Annotated in this window: 16 protein-coding genes; 9 read left to right on the top strand and 7 right to left on the bottom strand. The window is 72.8% G+C overall.

All coding sequences use genetic code 11. From position 1 onward, the window contains the following. Positions 1–62: 62 nt before the first annotated feature. From ACGF8A_RS24005 to ACGF8A_RS23990, 4 genes are all read left to right on the top strand, one after another. Positions 63–800, top strand: coding sequence for a hypothetical protein (locus ACGF8A_RS24005; protein ID WP_393111391.1), 738 nt, complete (start codon positions 63–65; stop codon positions 798–800). Between the two features lie 90 nt (positions 801–890). Then, positions 891–2,489: an ABC-F family ATP-binding cassette domain-containing protein gene (locus ACGF8A_RS24000; RefSeq protein ID WP_393111389.1), complete on the top strand. Its 1,599-nt coding sequence runs from the start codon at positions 891–893 to the stop codon at positions 2,487–2,489. 433 nt (positions 2,490–2,922) lie between these two features. Further along, complete coding sequence (locus ACGF8A_RS23995) at positions 2,923–3,144, top strand: helix-turn-helix domain-containing protein (RefSeq protein WP_018567695.1); 222 nt, start codon at positions 2,923–2,925, stop codon at positions 3,142–3,144. Positions 3,145–3,277: 133 nt separating this feature from the next. Next, complete coding sequence (locus ACGF8A_RS23990; protein WP_393111387.1) at positions 3,278–4,069, top strand: enoyl-CoA hydratase/isomerase family protein; 792 nt, start codon at positions 3,278–3,280, stop codon at positions 4,067–4,069. Between the two features lie 5 nt (positions 4,070–4,074). Here ACGF8A_RS23990 and ACGF8A_RS23985 read toward each other — a convergent pair whose 3' ends face one another. After that, positions 4,075–4,794: a nucleopolyhedrovirus P10 family protein gene (locus ACGF8A_RS23985; RefSeq protein ID WP_393111385.1), complete on the bottom strand. Its 720-nt coding sequence runs from the start codon at positions 4,792–4,794 to the stop codon at positions 4,075–4,077. Positions 4,795–4,876: 82 nt separating this feature from the next. Between ACGF8A_RS23985 and ACGF8A_RS23980 the strand changes: the two genes are divergently transcribed. The 5 genes from ACGF8A_RS23980 (at position 4,877) to amaP (ending at position 7,310) form a co-directional block, all read left to right on the top strand. Continuing rightward, positions 4,877–5,359 carry an Asp23/Gls24 family envelope stress response protein gene (locus ACGF8A_RS23980; protein WP_393111383.1) on the top strand — a complete coding sequence of 161 codons (483 nt, stop codon included), beginning with the start codon at positions 4,877–4,879 and terminating at the stop codon, positions 5,357–5,359. A gap of 97 nt (positions 5,360–5,456) precedes the next feature. Then, positions 5,457–5,639 (top strand): hypothetical protein, encoded by a 183-nt coding sequence (locus ACGF8A_RS23975; RefSeq protein ID WP_393111381.1) that lies wholly within the window; start codon positions 5,457–5,459, stop codon positions 5,637–5,639. Further along, a complete protein-coding gene (locus ACGF8A_RS23970) occupies positions 5,636–6,055 on the top strand; it encodes an Asp23/Gls24 family envelope stress response protein (protein WP_393111379.1) in 420 nt (139 codons plus the stop codon). The genes ACGF8A_RS23975 and ACGF8A_RS23970 overlap by 4 nt, the downstream gene beginning before the upstream one ends. Further along, the gene (locus ACGF8A_RS23965) at positions 6,052–6,726 is read left to right on the top strand and encodes a DUF6286 domain-containing protein (protein ID WP_393111377.1); all 675 of its coding nucleotides are present in this window, start codon (positions 6,052–6,054) and stop codon (positions 6,724–6,726) included. The genes ACGF8A_RS23970 and ACGF8A_RS23965 overlap by 4 nt, the downstream gene beginning before the upstream one ends. After that, complete coding sequence (gene amaP, locus ACGF8A_RS23960; protein WP_393111375.1) at positions 6,723–7,310, top strand: alkaline shock response membrane anchor protein AmaP; 588 nt, start codon at positions 6,723–6,725, stop codon at positions 7,308–7,310. Before ACGF8A_RS23965 ends, amaP begins: the two co-directional genes overlap by 4 nt. A gap of 5 nt (positions 7,311–7,315) precedes the next feature. Here amaP and ACGF8A_RS23955 read toward each other — a convergent pair whose 3' ends face one another. From ACGF8A_RS23955 to ACGF8A_RS23930, 6 genes are all read right to left on the bottom strand, one after another. Beyond that, the gene (locus ACGF8A_RS23955) at positions 7,316–8,071 is read right to left on the bottom strand and encodes an SDR family oxidoreductase (protein WP_393111373.1); all 756 of its coding nucleotides are present in this window, start codon (positions 8,069–8,071) and stop codon (positions 7,316–7,318) included. 5 nt (positions 8,072–8,076) lie between these two features. Beyond that, a complete protein-coding gene (locus ACGF8A_RS23950; RefSeq protein WP_393111371.1) occupies positions 8,077–9,927 on the bottom strand; it encodes a glycoside hydrolase family 15 protein in 1,851 nt (616 codons plus the stop codon). A gap of 70 nt (positions 9,928–9,997) precedes the next feature. Next, complete coding sequence (locus ACGF8A_RS23945; protein WP_393111369.1) at positions 9,998–10,792, bottom strand: SURF1 family protein; 795 nt, start codon at positions 10,790–10,792, stop codon at positions 9,998–10,000. 64 nt (positions 10,793–10,856) lie between these two features. Continuing rightward, a complete protein-coding gene (locus tag ACGF8A_RS23940) occupies positions 10,857–11,090 on the bottom strand; it encodes a hypothetical protein (protein WP_381348773.1) in 234 nt (77 codons plus the stop codon). 79 nt (positions 11,091–11,169) lie between these two features. Continuing rightward, a complete protein-coding gene (locus ACGF8A_RS23935; RefSeq protein ID WP_393111367.1) occupies positions 11,170–12,168 on the bottom strand; it encodes a DEDDh family exonuclease in 999 nt (332 codons plus the stop codon). Positions 12,169–12,692: 524 nt separating this feature from the next. Beyond that, the gene (locus ACGF8A_RS23930; protein WP_393111365.1) at positions 12,693–14,207 is read right to left on the bottom strand and encodes a S8 family serine peptidase; all 1,515 of its coding nucleotides are present in this window, start codon (positions 14,205–14,207) and stop codon (positions 12,693–12,695) included. Positions 14,208–14,252 lie beyond the last annotated feature (45 nt).

Below are 14,252 nucleotides of genomic sequence, written 5' to 3'. Positions count from 1 at the left end.
CCACCCCGCGCCCCTGGTTACGCTCTGCGCCTGTCCGCGAGCACGGCTGTGGAAGGAGTCCGGTGGTCGTTCCGCCGACCGAGGCGAAGCCGGCCGATCCCCTCGCCCCGGACGCGAGCCCCGCCGCCCCCCGGGCACCCCGCCGTCTTCCGGCCGCCGTCACCGCCCTGCTGCTCACCGTCCCCCTCCTGGCCGCCGCCCACCACGCCCGGCCCGCCCCCTACGGAGACCGCCTCACCGTGCACACGCGCGTGCAGCACCCCACCCCGGACCTGCGCATCCGCGGGGCGGCCGTCGAGGCGTACGACCGGGCCACCGGCGCGGCCCGCTGGCACCACACCCGCGAAGGGCGCCGCCCCCTCACCGTGCTCCCCGCGCGCGGGGAGGCGATCACGCTCTGGGACGACGGGCTCGTCACCGACACCGACGGCACCACCGTGCGCTGGCACCGCGCGCTCCCGGCCGCCGCCGGCTGGCTCGCGGCACACGGCGGAAGAGGCGTCATGCGCCCCCTGGGCCGGGGCATCCTGGCCGTGGTCACCCCGGACCGCATCGCGGCCTACCGCACCTCCGACGGCGACCTGCGCTGGGTGCTGCCTGCCCGCAAGGGCTGCGCGTTCCGGCCCGAACGCGCGCTGCGCAGGAGCGGAGCCCTGCTCGTCGCCCAGCCCTGCGCACGCGCCGCCTGGACCACCCAGCTCGCCGCCGTCGACGACCTGGGCCGGATCACCCCGCACCGCGCGCCACTCGGCAACGACGCCTCAGGGCGGCGGCGAAAACTGCTTGCACCTCCCCGTTAGACTGGCCCCATGGCCATTCTCCTCGCGCATTAGACGGCGGGAACGCCCTCAGCCGCCTGTCCCGCCACCAACCCGCCCTGGAGTCTGTCCGTGATCTCCGCCTCCGGTATCGAGCTGCGCGCCGGTGCCCGCGTCCTCATCGAGTCCGCCACCTTCCGTGTCGCCAAGGGCGACCGCATCGGCCTGGTCGGCCGCAACGGCGCCGGCAAGACCACCCTCACCAAGGTGCTGGCCGGCGAGGGCATCCCCGCCGCCGGCGCGGTCACCCGTTCCGGCGAGGTCGGCTACCTCCCGCAGGACCCCCGCACCGGCGACCTCGACATACTCGCCCGTGACCGCGTCCTCTCCGCGCGCGGCCTGGACGTACTGATCCGCAAGATGCGCGACAACGAGCAGCGCATCGCCACCGGCAAGGGCGCCACCCGCGACAAGGCGATGAAGCAGTACGAGCGGCAGGAGACCGAGTTCCTCACCAAGGGCGGGTACGCCGCGGAGGCCGAGGCCGCCACCATCGCCGCCGCGCTGAACCTGCCCGACCGGGTGCTCGGCCAGCCCCTGCACACGCTCTCCGGCGGTCAGCGCCGCCGTGTCGAGCTGGCCCGGATCCTGTTCTCGGACGCGGACACGCTGCTGCTCGACGAGCCCACGAACCACCTCGACGCGGACTCGGTCATCTGGCTGCGCGACTACCTGAAGACCTACCGTGGCGGCTTCATCGTCATCTCGCACGACGTGGACCTGGTCGAGACGGTCGTCAACAAGGTGTTCTACCTGGACGCCAACCGGGCCCAGATCGACATCTACAACATGGGCTGGAAGCTCTACCAGCAGCAGCGCGAGGCCGACGAGAAACGCCGCAGGCGCGAGCGCGCCAACGCCGAGAAGAAGGCCGCGGCGCTGCACTCGCAGGCCGACAAGATGCGCGCCAAGGCCACCAAGACGGTCGCCGCGCAGAACATGGCCCGGCGCGCGGACAAGCTGCTCAGCGGCCTGGAGGCCGTCCGGCAGTCGGACAAGGTCGCCAAGCTCCGCTTCCCCGAGCCCGCGCCCTGCGGCAAGACCCCGCTGACCGCCGAGGGGCTGTCCAAGTCGTACGGCTCGCTGGAGATCTTCACCGACGTCGACCTCGCCATCGACAAGGGCTCCCGCGTGGTCATCCTCGGCCTCAACGGCGCGGGCAAGACCACCCTGCTGCGTCTCCTCGCCGGTGTGGAGAAACCCGACACGGGCCAGGTCACCCCCGGCCACGGCATGAAGCTGGGCTACTACGCGCAGGAGCACGAGACCCTCGACCCCGGCCGCACGGTCCTGGAGAACATGCGCTCCGCAGCGCCCGACATGGACCTGGTCGAGGTCCGCAAGGTGCTCGGCTCGTTCCTGTTCTCCGGCGACGACGTCGACAAGCCGGCCGGTGTCCTCTCCGGCGGTGAGAAGACCAGGCTCGCCCTCGCCACGCTGGTGGTGTCCGCGGCGAACGTGCTGCTGCTCGACGAGCCGACCAACAACCTCGACCCGGCCAGCCGTGAGGAGATCCTCGGCGCCCTGCGGACCTACAAGGGCGCGGTCGTTCTGGTCACCCACGACGAGGGCGCCGTCGAGGCGCTCCAGCCGGAGCGGATCATCCTGCTGCCGGACGGCGTCGAGGACCTGTGGGGCTCGGACTACGCGGACCTGGTCGCCCTCGCCTGATCGCCCGTAGGCGACCGCTCGTGGGTGACCGTTCGCACGCGATCGTTCGCACGCCGGCTGCCGGTCGGTCACATGATCGATCGGTCAGTTCTGCTTGATCGAATGGTTGATCCACTGCGTATGGATCATTCGGCCCAGCCGTGATCCATCATCTGTGTGAGATCTCCTCGTACCCGGGTGTGTCGTACACCCACTTCCCGCCGAATCCCTTTGTCGACAAGGCCTTGATGACGCCATGGTCCTGACCTGGCACTTCGGGGAACAACTCGTTCGGCCGTATGCGTGCCACGCTGCGGAACGAGGGATTCCCCTTGTGGGGATGTGCTCCTGTCGTCAAAACCCTCCTCCACGGACCTTGCCGAATGGGTGGCCATGAAGGCCCGGAGGGGTGATCATGAGGGGACCAGAGCGCACTTCCCATGAGGAGGCACGGGTGGCCGAGACTCTGAAGAAGGGCAGCCGGGTGACCGGCGCCGCGCGCGACAAGCTCGCGGCAGACCTGAAGAAGAAGTACGACGCCGGTGCGAGCATCCGGGCGTTGGCCGAGGAGACCGGCCGCTCGTATGGCTTCGTGCACCGCATGCTCAGCGAGTCGGGCGTCACGCTCCGTGGGCGTGGCGGGGCGACGCGGGGCAAGAAGGCCGCTTCGGCCTGACGCCCGGGCGTTCACCTCGACCTCGATGGTGACCACCCGGTCGGTCCGGTGATCGGCTGGGTGGTTACTGTGCAGTCACTTGAGAGTGCCTCGGTACGGCACTCACGATGACCGCACCCATCGGAGGCGCCCAATGGCTTCGCTCGACCCGGTACTCGACAAGGACGGCGTACGGCTCACCGTCGACGACGCGATCGCCACGGTGACGCTGACCAACCCGGCCAAGCGCAACGCGCAGAGCCCCGCTCTGTGGCGGGCGTTGGCCGAGGCCGGTCGGCAACTGCCGGGCACCGTCCGCGTGGTCGTGCTGCGCGCCGAGGGCAAGTCCTTCTCGGCGGGCCTCGACCGGCAGGCCTTCACTCCCGAGGGCTTCGACGGCGAGCCGTCCTTCATCGACCTCGCGCGCGGCAGCGACGCGGAGTTGGACGCGACCATCGCCGAGTACCAGGAGGCGTTCACCTGGTGGCGGCGCAGCGACATCGTCTCCGTCGCCGCCGTGCAGGGGCACGCCATCGGCGCGGGATTCCAGCTCGCCCTCGCCTGTGACCTGCGTGTCGTCGCCGACGATGTGCAGTTCGCCATGCGCGAGACCAGCCTGGGCCTGGTCCCGGACCTGACCGGCACGCATCCGCTGGTCGGGCTCGTCGGCTATGCCCGCGCGCTGGAGATCTGTGCCACGGGACGCTACGTGACGGCGGACGAGGCCGTGCACACCGGACTGGCGAACGTCGCCGTGCCGCCGGCCGAGCTCGACGGCGCCGTCCGCGATCTGGCGGCGGCGCTCCTTGCCGCGCCGCGCGACGCCGTGATCGAGACCAAGGCGCTGCTGCGCGGCGCGGGCGGGCGGACGTACGAGGACCAGCGTGTCGCCGAACGCGCGGCCCAGGCGCGGAGGTTGCGGGACCTCGCGGGCCTGGGCGAGTGACGCCGTCAGCCGATCGCCGTGATCAGTACGGCCACCGTCGGGTGATCCGGTAGCGCGATACCCACCCGCGTGCGGACCTTCCTGGCCACCTCCACGGCCCGGTGGTCCGCGTCGACGGCCAGTTCCACGCGGACATGCCGGCGCGGCAGTGTGGCGTCGCCCGGGCCGCTCTCGATGTGCACCGCCCTGCCCAGCCCGCCCAGCACGCCGGTCAGGCACGACACACCCGGCACCCCCAGGGCCGCGGCGGCCACCGCGGCAGCCTCGCCGCCCGCGGGCTGCCGCGCCCGGGCCGGCTCGGACGGCCGTACGGCCTCGGGTCCCGTCGCCTCGTCCAGCAGGGCCGTCACCCGCAGGTCGACCTCCGCCACCGTCAGCCCCAGCCGCCGCGCCGCTGCCGCCGACAGCGCCGTACGCAACCGGCCGGCCGTCGCCGGCAGCGGCTCGGCCGCCGTGGCCGCGAACTCGGCCGTCACCCGGAGGGGGCCCGGCGGCAGGGCGCTCGGCGGCGGGGGCACTGCGGGGGAGCGAGCGGCGTCCGGGTCGGCCACGGTGATCCGGAGTGCGTCCAGGCGCACCCCCGGCACCGCGTTCGCCGCGTGCCGCAGGACCGTCCCGGCCGCGTCCTCCGCGATCCACGCCCCGTCTCCCGGGTCGCCGAGCGGGAGCAGCCTGCCGAGGTTCAGCTGCTGTCTAACTGCCTGCGTCCATCGGTCCGCCGTCATTGCTCCAGCCTGCCCCATTCATGGCGCGGTGCCGTGCAACGTCACCTAACGTGGTCGCAGGACTACGGAAGGACGCACTGCGATGACCGAGACGGACCGGGAGCGGACGCAGACCTCCGAAGGAGGGGCAGAGCCGGCGGTGCCCACCCGCAAACCCGTCAGGCGGGGCGGCGGGGACCCCGGGTCCCGGGGCAGGACCACGATCGCCGACGGCGTCGTGGAGAAGATCGCCGGGCTCGCCGCCCGTGACGTCATGGGCGTCCACGCGATGGGCAGCGGCCTGAGCCGCACCTTGGGGGCCGTGCGGGACCGGGTGCCCGGCGGGTCGAAGTCCGTGACGCGCGGTGTGAAGGCCGAGGTCGGTGAGGTGCAGACCGCGCTCGACCTGGAGATCGTCGTCGAGTACGGCGTGTCGATCGCCGACGTCGCGCGGGCCGTCCGGGAGAACGTGGTCGCGGCCGTGGAGCGGATGACGGGCCTGGACGTCGTCGAGGTCAACATCGCGGTGAGCGACGTCAAGCTTCCGGACGAGGAGGACGAGGAGCCGGAACCCCGCATCCAGTGACATACCGTCACCCGAAGGCTGAAATGCACCACAATGGCAGGGAACGCATCCATACGGGCCCCAAAGACCCGCACGGCTACGAGCTGAGGAGCGCACGATGAGCAGGGCCGTGGTCGGCATGATCGCCGGAATGGCGCTGGGCTTCGCCGGGTACTTCGGCGGGTTCGGCGCGTTCGTGCTGGTGGCGGCGCTGGGCGCCGTCGGGTTCGTCGTCGGCAGGTTCCTGGAAGGGGATCTCGAAGCCGGTGACTTCTTCCGCACCCGCGACCGGCGTCGGTGACGCCCGTGAGCTGCGGGCCGGACGAGCCCCGCGGGACGGGCGACATCGTCGCGGCGGGCGCGCGCGGTCAGACCACGATCGCCGACCGGGTGGTCGCGAAGATCGCCGCGCAGGCCGCTCACGAGGCGCTCGGGCGGCTTCCTCCGGAAGCGGCCAGGCCGCAGGCCACGGTCGTCGTCCGTCCGCAGGCCCCCGACCGCGCCGGGCCTGCCGGGATGCCGGTCGACGCCGCCCGGGTCCGGGTCCATCTCGAACTCGACTACCCCAGCGACATCGGCTCCCGGTGCGCGCGGGTGCGTCGTCATGTCGTCGAGCGGGTAGGCGCGTTGGTGGGAATGGAGGTTCCGGAGGTCGCGGTCCAGGTGGAGCGGCTGCACCTGGCGGCGGCGCACGCGGCGCAGGGGAGGACCCGATGAGCGAGCCCCAGGGCTCCGAGGGCACCACACAGAGACTGCCGGTGATCGAGAAGGCCGAACCGGAGCTGGGCCAGTCCGCCTCGGCGGCCGCCTACGAGCCGCGGCCCGGCCTCGACGGCGAGGACGGCAGGACGCGCCGCTTCTGGTCGGCCCGCCGCGTCCCCGCGGCGGTCGTCGCCACGCTGCTGCTGGTCGCGGCGGGCGTCCTCCTCTACGACATCGCGGCCGTACGCGCCGGCCGGACCGCCATGTACTGGCGCCGGGAACTGTCCCGCCAACTCGCCGAACGCCCCCTCGACGACCTCTGGGTCCTGCTCGGCGCGGGCGTCGCCGCCGCCCTCGGTCTGTGGCTGGTGGTGCTCGCCGCCACGCCCGGCCTGCGGGCCGTCCTGCCCATGCGGCGCACGCACCCCGAGGTCCGCGCCGGACTCGACCGGAGCGCCGCCGCGACATACCTGCGCGACCGGGCCATGGAGGTGTCCGGCGTGCAGTCCGCACGGGTACGGATGCGCCGTCGGCGCGCCGACGTACGGGCGGTGTCGCACTTCCGTGAACTCGACGACGTACGCGCCGACCTGGACGACGTGCTCGCCGACGCGATCCGGGCGCTGGGCCTGTCCCGCCGCCCCGCGCTGTCGGTGCACGTCCGGCGGCCCGGCCGGAAGGGGTGAGTGCGGTGCTCAGGACCGTCAACCGGGTACTGCTGGGTGTCGCGGGAGTCGTGCTGCTCGTGCTGGGCGGTGCGGTGCTGGCCGTGGGGCTCGGGGTGCAGGCGCCGTCCTGGTGGATCCACGCCGGCCCCGACGACGTACTGCTCGCCGACCCGGAACGGACCCGGTGGCGGGACGCCGGCTGGTGGTGGCCGGCCGTTCTCGCGGCCCTCGCGGTGCTGGTCCTGCTCGCCCTGTGGTGGCTGGTCGCGGTGGTGCGCCGGCGCCGGCTCGCCGTGGTGCTGGTCGACACCGGCGACGGCGAGGGCGCGCTGCTGCGGGGCCGGGCCCTGGAGGACGTGCTCTCCTGCGAGGCGAGCGCCCTGGAAGGCGTCTCCCGCGCCCACGTCCGCCTCAGGGGCCGTCGCACCGCCCCCGAGGCCCGCGCCCGGCTCCTGCTGGAACCCGACGTCGGCCCCGGGGAGGCGCTGAACCATCTGACGACCCGGGCGCTCGCCCACGCCCGCAACTCGGCGGGGCTGGCGTCGCTGCCGGCCAGGGTGCGGCTGAAGGGCGCCAGGCACCGCGCGGGAAGGGTCAGCTGACGGCCTCAGAAGCCGTGCCGCGCGCCGCCGTCCACCGGCACCATGACCCCGGTCAGGTAGGACGCGGCCGGGGACAGCAGGAAGGCCGCCGTACGCCCGAACTCCTGCGGCGTCCCGTACCGCCGCAGCGGGATCCGCGACTCACTGGCCGCCCGGGTCGCCTCCGGATCCGCCGACAGGCCGTCCAGCTGCCGCACCCGGTCCGTGTCGATCCGCCCCGGCAGGACGCCGACCACGCGCACACCCCGCGGACCCAGCTCGTCCGACAGCGACTTGGCGAACCCGGCCAGTCCCGGCCGCAGGCCGTTGGAGATCGTCAGTGCCGGAATCGGCTCGTACACCGACCCCGACAGCACGAACCCGATCACTCCTCCGGCCTCCAGCTCCGCGGCCGCGGCGCGGGCCAGCCGCACCGCGCCCAGGAACACCGACTCGAACGCGGCCCGCCACTGCTCGTCGGTGTTGTCGGCGACGAACCCCGCGGGCGGGCCGCCCACACTGACGAGAATCCCATCGAAGCGGCCGAACCGCTCCCGCGCCGCGGCGATCAGACGCGCCGGCGCCTGCGGATCGGCGTTGTCCACGGCCACGCCGTACGCGTTCGGCCCCAGCTCGGCCGCCGCCTCGGCGACCCGCTCCTCGTCGCGCCCCGTGACGACGACTCTCGCACCGTCGGCGACCAGCTCGTGCGCGCAGGCGTTGCCCAGCCCCCGGGTGGCCCCGGTGACGACGTACACCCGGTCCTTCAGTCCAAGATCCATGCGCCCTATCCTGCCCCCTCGTCCCCGAACAGGGCGAGGGCCGTGTTCACCAGACCGATGTGGCTGAACGCCTGCGGGAAGTTGCCGAGCTGGCGGCCGGCCACCGGGTCGTACTCCTCGGCCAGCAGTCCCACGTCGTTCGCCAGCCCCACCAGCTTCTCGAACAACTCGCGGGCCTCCTCCGTGCGGCCCGTCATGTGCAGCGCGTCCGCCAGCCAGAACGAGCAGACCAGGAACGTGCCCTCACCGCCGGGCAGCCCGTCGACGGCCGTGCGGTCGGCGCTGTAGCGGTGCAGGAAGCCGCCCTGGCAGAGCTCGGCGCGGACCGCCTCGATGGTGCCCGTCACCCGCGGGTCGCCGGGCGGCAGGAACCCCACGCGCGGGATGAGCAATGTCGCCGCGTCCAGTTCGCGGGAGCCGTAGTACTGCGTGAAGGTGTTGCGCTCCGGGTCGTAGCCCTGCTCGCACACCTCCCGGTGCACCTCCGCACGGAACTCCCGCCAGCCTTCCAAGTCGCCCTTCAGCTCCGGTTTGCGCTCCATGGTGCGCACGGCGCGGTCGGCGGCCACCCACACCATCACCTTGGAGTGCACGAACTGCTTGCGGCCGCCGCGCACCTCCCACAGCCCCTCGTCCGGCTGCCGCCACGCGGACCGCAGGAACTCCATCAGGGCGCACTCCATCTGCCACATATGCGGTTTGACGGCCATCCCCGAGATCCGCGCCAGCGACAGCGAGTCCATCACCTGGCCGTACACGTCCAGCTGGAGCTGGCGTACGGCGTCGTTGCCGATCCGGACCGGAGGGGAACCGGCGAACCCGGCCAGCCAGGGCAGCTCGGCCTCGGGCAGCCGTCGCTCGCCGGCCAGCCCGTACATGATCTGCATGTCCGCCGGGGAGCCCGCGACCGCGCGCACCAGCCAGTCACGCCAGGCCTCCGCCTCCTCGTGGTAGCCGGCCGACAGCAGCGCGCCCAGGGTGAGGGTGGAGTCGCGCAGCCAGCAGTAGCGGTAGTCCCAGTTGCGCACGCCGCCGATCTCCTCCGGAAGGGAGGTCGTCGGGGCGGCGACGATGCCGCCGGTCGGGGCGTAGGTGAGGGCCTTGAGGGTGATCAGTGAGCGCAGCACGGCGTCCCGGTACGGGCCGTCGTAGCGGCAGCGCGCCGACCAGGCCCGCCAGTCCGAGAGGCTGTGGCGCAGCGACTCGTACGGGTCGACGAGGGGTGGGCGCGGCTCGTGCGAGGGGTGCCAGGTGAGGACGAACGCGACCTTCTCGCCGGCGCCGACGGTGAACTCCGAGTGCGTGCCGAAGTCCTCGCCCCAGGTGGGCACCGGCGGCTCGCTGCGCAGCCACGTGGAGTCCGGGCCCGCGACGGCCACCCGGTGCCCGTCGGACCTGCGCATCCACGGCACGATCGAGCCGTAGTCGAAGCGCAGCCGGAGGGTGCTGCGGACGGTGACGCGGCCGCTGAGGCCCTCGACGATGCGGACGAGGTCGGGGGCGCGGTCGCGCTGCGGCATCAGGTCGGTGACGCGGATCGAGCCCTCGGGCGTGTCCCACTCGGTGTCCAGGACCAGGGTCCCGGGGCGGTACGCACGCCGCGTGCAGGTGTGCGGGGTGCCGTCGGAGGCTTCGGCGCCCCCGCTGTCCTTGGGGGCGATGCGCCAGTGGCCGTTGTCCTCGTCGCCGAGCAGCCTGGCGAAGCAGGCGGCCGAGTCGAAGCGGGGCAGGCACAGCCAGTCGACGGAGCCGTCCCTGCCGACGAGAGCGGCGGTCTGCTCGTCGCCGACGAGGGCGTAGTCCTCGATACGGCTGGTGGCGATGGCCTGGGCGGAGTTCCTCGTGGGCGGGTGCACGGAGTGCGGGTTCCCGGGTGACCGGCCGGGCAATCCGGCTCTCCTCGGCCGAGGGGAGGGCGGACGCGGGCTACACCGGTGCCGGGGCCGTCTCCCGCTGCTGCTTCTGCGCCGTCGCCGCTGCCCGGTCCCGGGCCTCGCGGCGGGCCAGGACCATCCAGCCGACGGGGACGCCCGCCGCGAACAGCCACCACTGTATGGCGTAAGCCATGTGGTTGCCGATGCCGTCGTGGTCCGGGGCGGGGATCAGCTCGGGCGTGTCGCCCTTCGGCCCGGGCTCGGTCAGCTCGACGTATCCGCCGAGGACCTGCCGGCCGAGGCGCTCGGCCTCCTGCGCGCTGTCGATCAGCATGATCTGGCGGTCCGGCAGGCCCTGGACGTCCTTGATGCCGCTCTCGGCGGTGGTCTGGTCGGGCATCAGCCGTCCGGTGACGGTGGTCTCACCCCGCGGGGGCGCCGGGATCCTCGGGAACTCGGTCTGGCTCAGCCCGCCGGAGGGCACCCAGCCGCGGTTGACCAGCAGGACCTTTCCGTCCTCGAGGACGAAGGGGGTCAGCACGTGGTAGCCGACCTCGTCGTCCGCGTTGGTGCGGCGGCGTACGACGACCTCGTGGGCGGTGTCGAAACGGCCCTGCGCGCTCACGCGCCGGTACAGGTTGGCGCCGTCGACCTCGGCTCCGGGCGAGGTCAGCGACTCGACGGGGACCGGCTCGGCGGCCAGCGAGTCGGCGATCACGGTGTTCAGCGCGACCCTGCGCTCATGCCGGTGCAGCTGCCAGAAGCCCAGCTCGATCATCGTCGGGACGAGGGCGAGGGCGACAAGGGTGAGGATCACCCACTGCCGGGACAACAGGAAGCGGTACACCCCACGACCGTACATCTGGGGCCGTGGGGCGCGGTGCGTGGGGGTGCGGGAGGGCCGCCGGGGCTCAGACGCGGTCGACGATGCCCACCCTCCCCTCCGCGCGGGCGCAGTGCGCCCCGCAGTACCAGTGGCCCTCGACCTCGACCCCCTGCCCGATGATCTGGACCCGGCAGTGCTCGCAGATGGGAGCCATGCGGTGGATCGCGCAGGCGAAGCAGTCGAAGACGTGCACCGCGCCCTGTGCGTGGACCTCGAAGGACATTCCGTAGTTGTTGCCGCAAACCTCGCAAGTCGCCATGCGCCACAGGGTGAGCCGTCCCCGAGGCGCGGGCGAGCGGGCGGCGGGCGAGTCGCGCACCAATCACCCGTCCGTACGGTCACGCCCCGGACGCCGGTTCCACATCGGCCAGGAGTTGGCCGAACGCCGCCTCGTCGACCACCGGCGTGCCGTACTGCCGGGCCTTGACGACCTTCGACGTGCCCGAGTCCGGGTCGTTGGTGACGAGCAGGCTCGTCAGCCGGGACAGGCTCGTGGCGACATGCAGCCCGGCCTCGACGGCGCGGTCCTCCAGAAGCTCACGTTCGACCGAGGTGTCCCCGGAGAAGGCGATCCGCATGCCCTGCTTGAGGCGCTTGCCCTCCTCGTACCGCCCGGGGTTGGGATACGGGCACGCGGGCCGCTTCCGGGACGGGCGCCAACCGCCGGGCCGGTAGCCGCCGTAGCCGTATGCACCCGCCTGCTGCCCGATGCGCGCCGCGGGCCGCTCCACCCACTCGGTCAGTGGCCGGCACTCGTGCAACGGGAGCCGCAGCCGCCCCTCCGCCGCGGCCCGCAGGCTCGGCCGGAATGCCTCCGCGAGCACGCGCGCGTCGTCGAGCGCGTGGTGCGCGCGCTGCTGGACGACACCGAAGTGCGCGGCCAGTGACTCCAGCTTGTGGTTGGGCAGCGGAAGCTCCAGCGCCTTGGACAGGGCGATGGTGCACAGCCGCTGACGCACCGGCGCCTCACTCCGCACGCGCGCGTACTCGCGGGCGATCATCTGCCAGTCGAACACGGCGTTGTGCGCGACGAGCACCCGGCCCTGAAGCCGGCTCGCGAACTCCTCGGCGACGTCACCGAAGAGCGGCGCGCCTGCGAGCGCCTCGCTCGTCAGACCGTGGATCCACACGGGGCCCGGGTCCCGCTCCGGATTGACCAGCGTGTACCAGTGGTCCTGGACCTCACCGCGTCCGTCCAGCCGGTAGACGGCCGCGGAGATTATCCGGTCGTCCCGGGCCAGGCCGGTGGTCTCCACGTCAACGACCGCGTATCCCTGGGGATACGCGGCCGGCCAGACTGCCGGCGAGGACGCTGCGGTCGTTCGGTCTTCGAGCATGGTCATTGAGGATACGGGCCGGGACCGACATCGCCGTCCGTCAGGACCCCTGTCCCGTCCGTCTGTTCGAGAGGCGGAGATCGGTGGGTGTGACGGCCGGTCAGGCGTGGGCCCACGGCTCGGGGGTGCCCTTGCCGGAGATCGCCGGCTGGGGCACGTGTGCCAGTGCCGCAACAGGCAACGTTCGCCCGGGCGAACGTTGCCTGCCGCGGCACCAGCTCGCCCGCTTCCGGGCACACGGCCGGCGGAGCACCGCGCCACGCGCGCGTGCGGGCCTTGCCGCCCTCGGCCACGCCGCCGCTCTCACCGGCACCGTCACCCTGCTCCGGCCCGATCTGCCCGGCCCCCGGGGGACGCACCCCGCACCCCGCACGCCGGTGGTGGCGGCGGACGTGCGGCCCGACGGTGCACAGGAACGGCCCGGCGCGGCACCGCCGCGGTGAACGGCGGCCGGGCCGGACGGGTGACCCGTCCGGCCCGGCCGGTCGCAGCGGGCGCCTCAGCGGGACGCCCGCGCGTCGGCGCTACCTGGTCACCGCGTCCAGCGCGTCCGCGGTGCCCCAGCCGTAGAAGCCGTTGTAGTTCTTCGGCCCCTCGCACACCGCGTCGACCTTGCCGTCGCCGTCGATGTCGTACGGGTCCGTGCACGCCGTGCCGTCCGCCTCGGCGTACAGCAGCGCCTTGACGAGCGCCGGCGGGGCGTACGGGTGCGTCGACTTGATCAGGGCGGCGACGCCCGCGACATGCGGCGAGGCCATCGACGTACCGGCCATGTAGCCCCACCTGCCGCCCGGCAGCGTGCCCAGGATCAGGCCGCTGGTCGCGGGCGGCGCCGGCGTCTGGTAAGCCGTCGAGTCGCCGCCGGGCGCGGCGATGTCGATGACGCCGAGACCGTGGTTGGAGAAGGACGACTTCAGGCCCTTGGCACCGGTGGACGCGACCGTCACGATGCCCGGCAGCTGGGTCGGTATGTCGTAGCACTCGGACGGGTCGATCACCCGGTCGGTGGGCGTGGAGTCGTTGGGGGAGACCGGGTCGGTGATCTCGTCGGCCGCGAGGTCGTAGTTCTCGTTGCCGGCCGCGGCGACGTTGACCGCGCCCTTGCGCTCCGCGTACCTCGACGCCCGGGTGATGGCCTCGACGAGTGCCTTCTGGTCCGGGTCGTTCTTGCAGTTGAAGTACCAGGGGTCGGTGTAATAGCTGTTGTTCGTGACGTCCACGCCGTGCTCGGCGGCCCAGACGAAGCCGCAGACGACGGCCTCGGTGTAGAAGAAGCCGGCCGGGGTGGACACCTTGATGCCGGACACCTTCACGCCCGGGGCCACGCCCGTCATGCCGACGCCGTTCTTGGCGGCCGCGATCTCCCCGGCCACGTGGGTGCCGTGCGGGCTCTCCGCCGCGCCGGGCCGCCAGGCGCCGTCGGTGGTGTCCGGCTTGCCCGTGACGCAGTTGACGGACGCCTCGCGGTCGAAGTTCGGCGCGATGTCCGGGTGGGTGTCGTCCACGCCGGTGTCGATCACGGCGACGGTCACCTTGTCGCTGCCGAGCGACTTCTCGTGCGCCTTGTCCGCCTTGATCGCCGGCAGGTCCCACTGGAGCGGCTGGAGCGGGTCCTGGCCCTCGACGGCCTCCACATCGGCCAGGTCGCCGGCCGTGAGCACCTTCGGCGTGCCGACGTCGGTGGTCGACTGCGCGGGCAGCGGCGCCGTCCGGGTGGCGCCGGCCGACTCCACGCCCCGCACCTTCCTGATCGTCCGGGCGAAGTCGGCGTTCGCCGAGTGCACGACGATCACACCGATCTGGTGGTACGACATGACGATCGTGCCGCCGGCCCTGGCGATCGCCTTCTTCACCTGCCCCGTGTCGCTTCCGGGACGGACGTTGACGACATGGCTGAACGAGGTCGTGCCGGTCGTGACCGGCGCGGGGGCGGGCGCCGCGGACGCGGTGGCGCCCGGCAGGAAGGCGAGAGAGGTCGCCATGGCCATCCCGACCGGGATCACCAGGGCACGGCGGTAGCGGGGGTGAGGCACTGTCATGGTGTCGGGTCTCCACTTCGTTCGCGGTGCGGGCGGACCGTGCGG

Origin of the sequence: Streptomyces sp. NPDC047706, from assembly GCF_043204795.1 — a bacterium.
In the GTDB taxonomy this organism is placed as follows: Bacteria; Actinomycetota; Actinomycetes; order Streptomycetales; family Streptomycetaceae; genus Streptomyces.
The sequence above is the reverse complement of the archived record's forward strand: the minus strand, read 5'-3'. Positions and strand labels throughout refer to the sequence as shown.

Coding starts and splice junctions, on each gene's coding strand:
- ACGF8A_RS23990 (WP_393111387.1), top strand. CDS start 3,278: ATGGCTTCGCTCGACCCGGTACTCGACAAGGACGGCGTACGGCTCACC.
- ACGF8A_RS23985 (WP_393111385.1), bottom strand. CDS start 4,794: ATGACGGCGGACCGATGGACGCAGGCAGTTAGACAGCAGCTGAACCTC.
- ACGF8A_RS23980 (WP_393111383.1), top strand. CDS start 4,877: ATGACCGAGACGGACCGGGAGCGGACGCAGACCTCCGAAGGAGGGGCA.
- ACGF8A_RS23975 (WP_393111381.1), top strand. CDS start 5,457: ATGAGCAGGGCCGTGGTCGGCATGATCGCCGGAATGGCGCTGGGCTTC.
- ACGF8A_RS23965 (WP_393111377.1), top strand. CDS start 6,052: ATGAGCGAGCCCCAGGGCTCCGAGGGCACCACACAGAGACTGCCGGTG.
- ACGF8A_RS23955 (WP_393111373.1), bottom strand. CDS start 8,071: ATGGATCTTGGACTGAAGGACCGGGTGTACGTCGTCACCGGGGCCACC.
- ACGF8A_RS23940 (WP_381348773.1), bottom strand. CDS start 11,090: ATGGCGACTTGCGAGGTTTGCGGCAACAACTACGGAATGTCCTTCGAG.
- ACGF8A_RS23935 (WP_393111367.1), bottom strand. CDS start 12,168: ATGCTCGAAGACCGAACGACCGCAGCGTCCTCGCCGGCAGTCTGGCCG.
- ACGF8A_RS23930 (WP_393111365.1), bottom strand. CDS start 14,207: ATGACAGTGCCTCACCCCCGCTACCGCCGTGCCCTGGTGATCCCGGTC.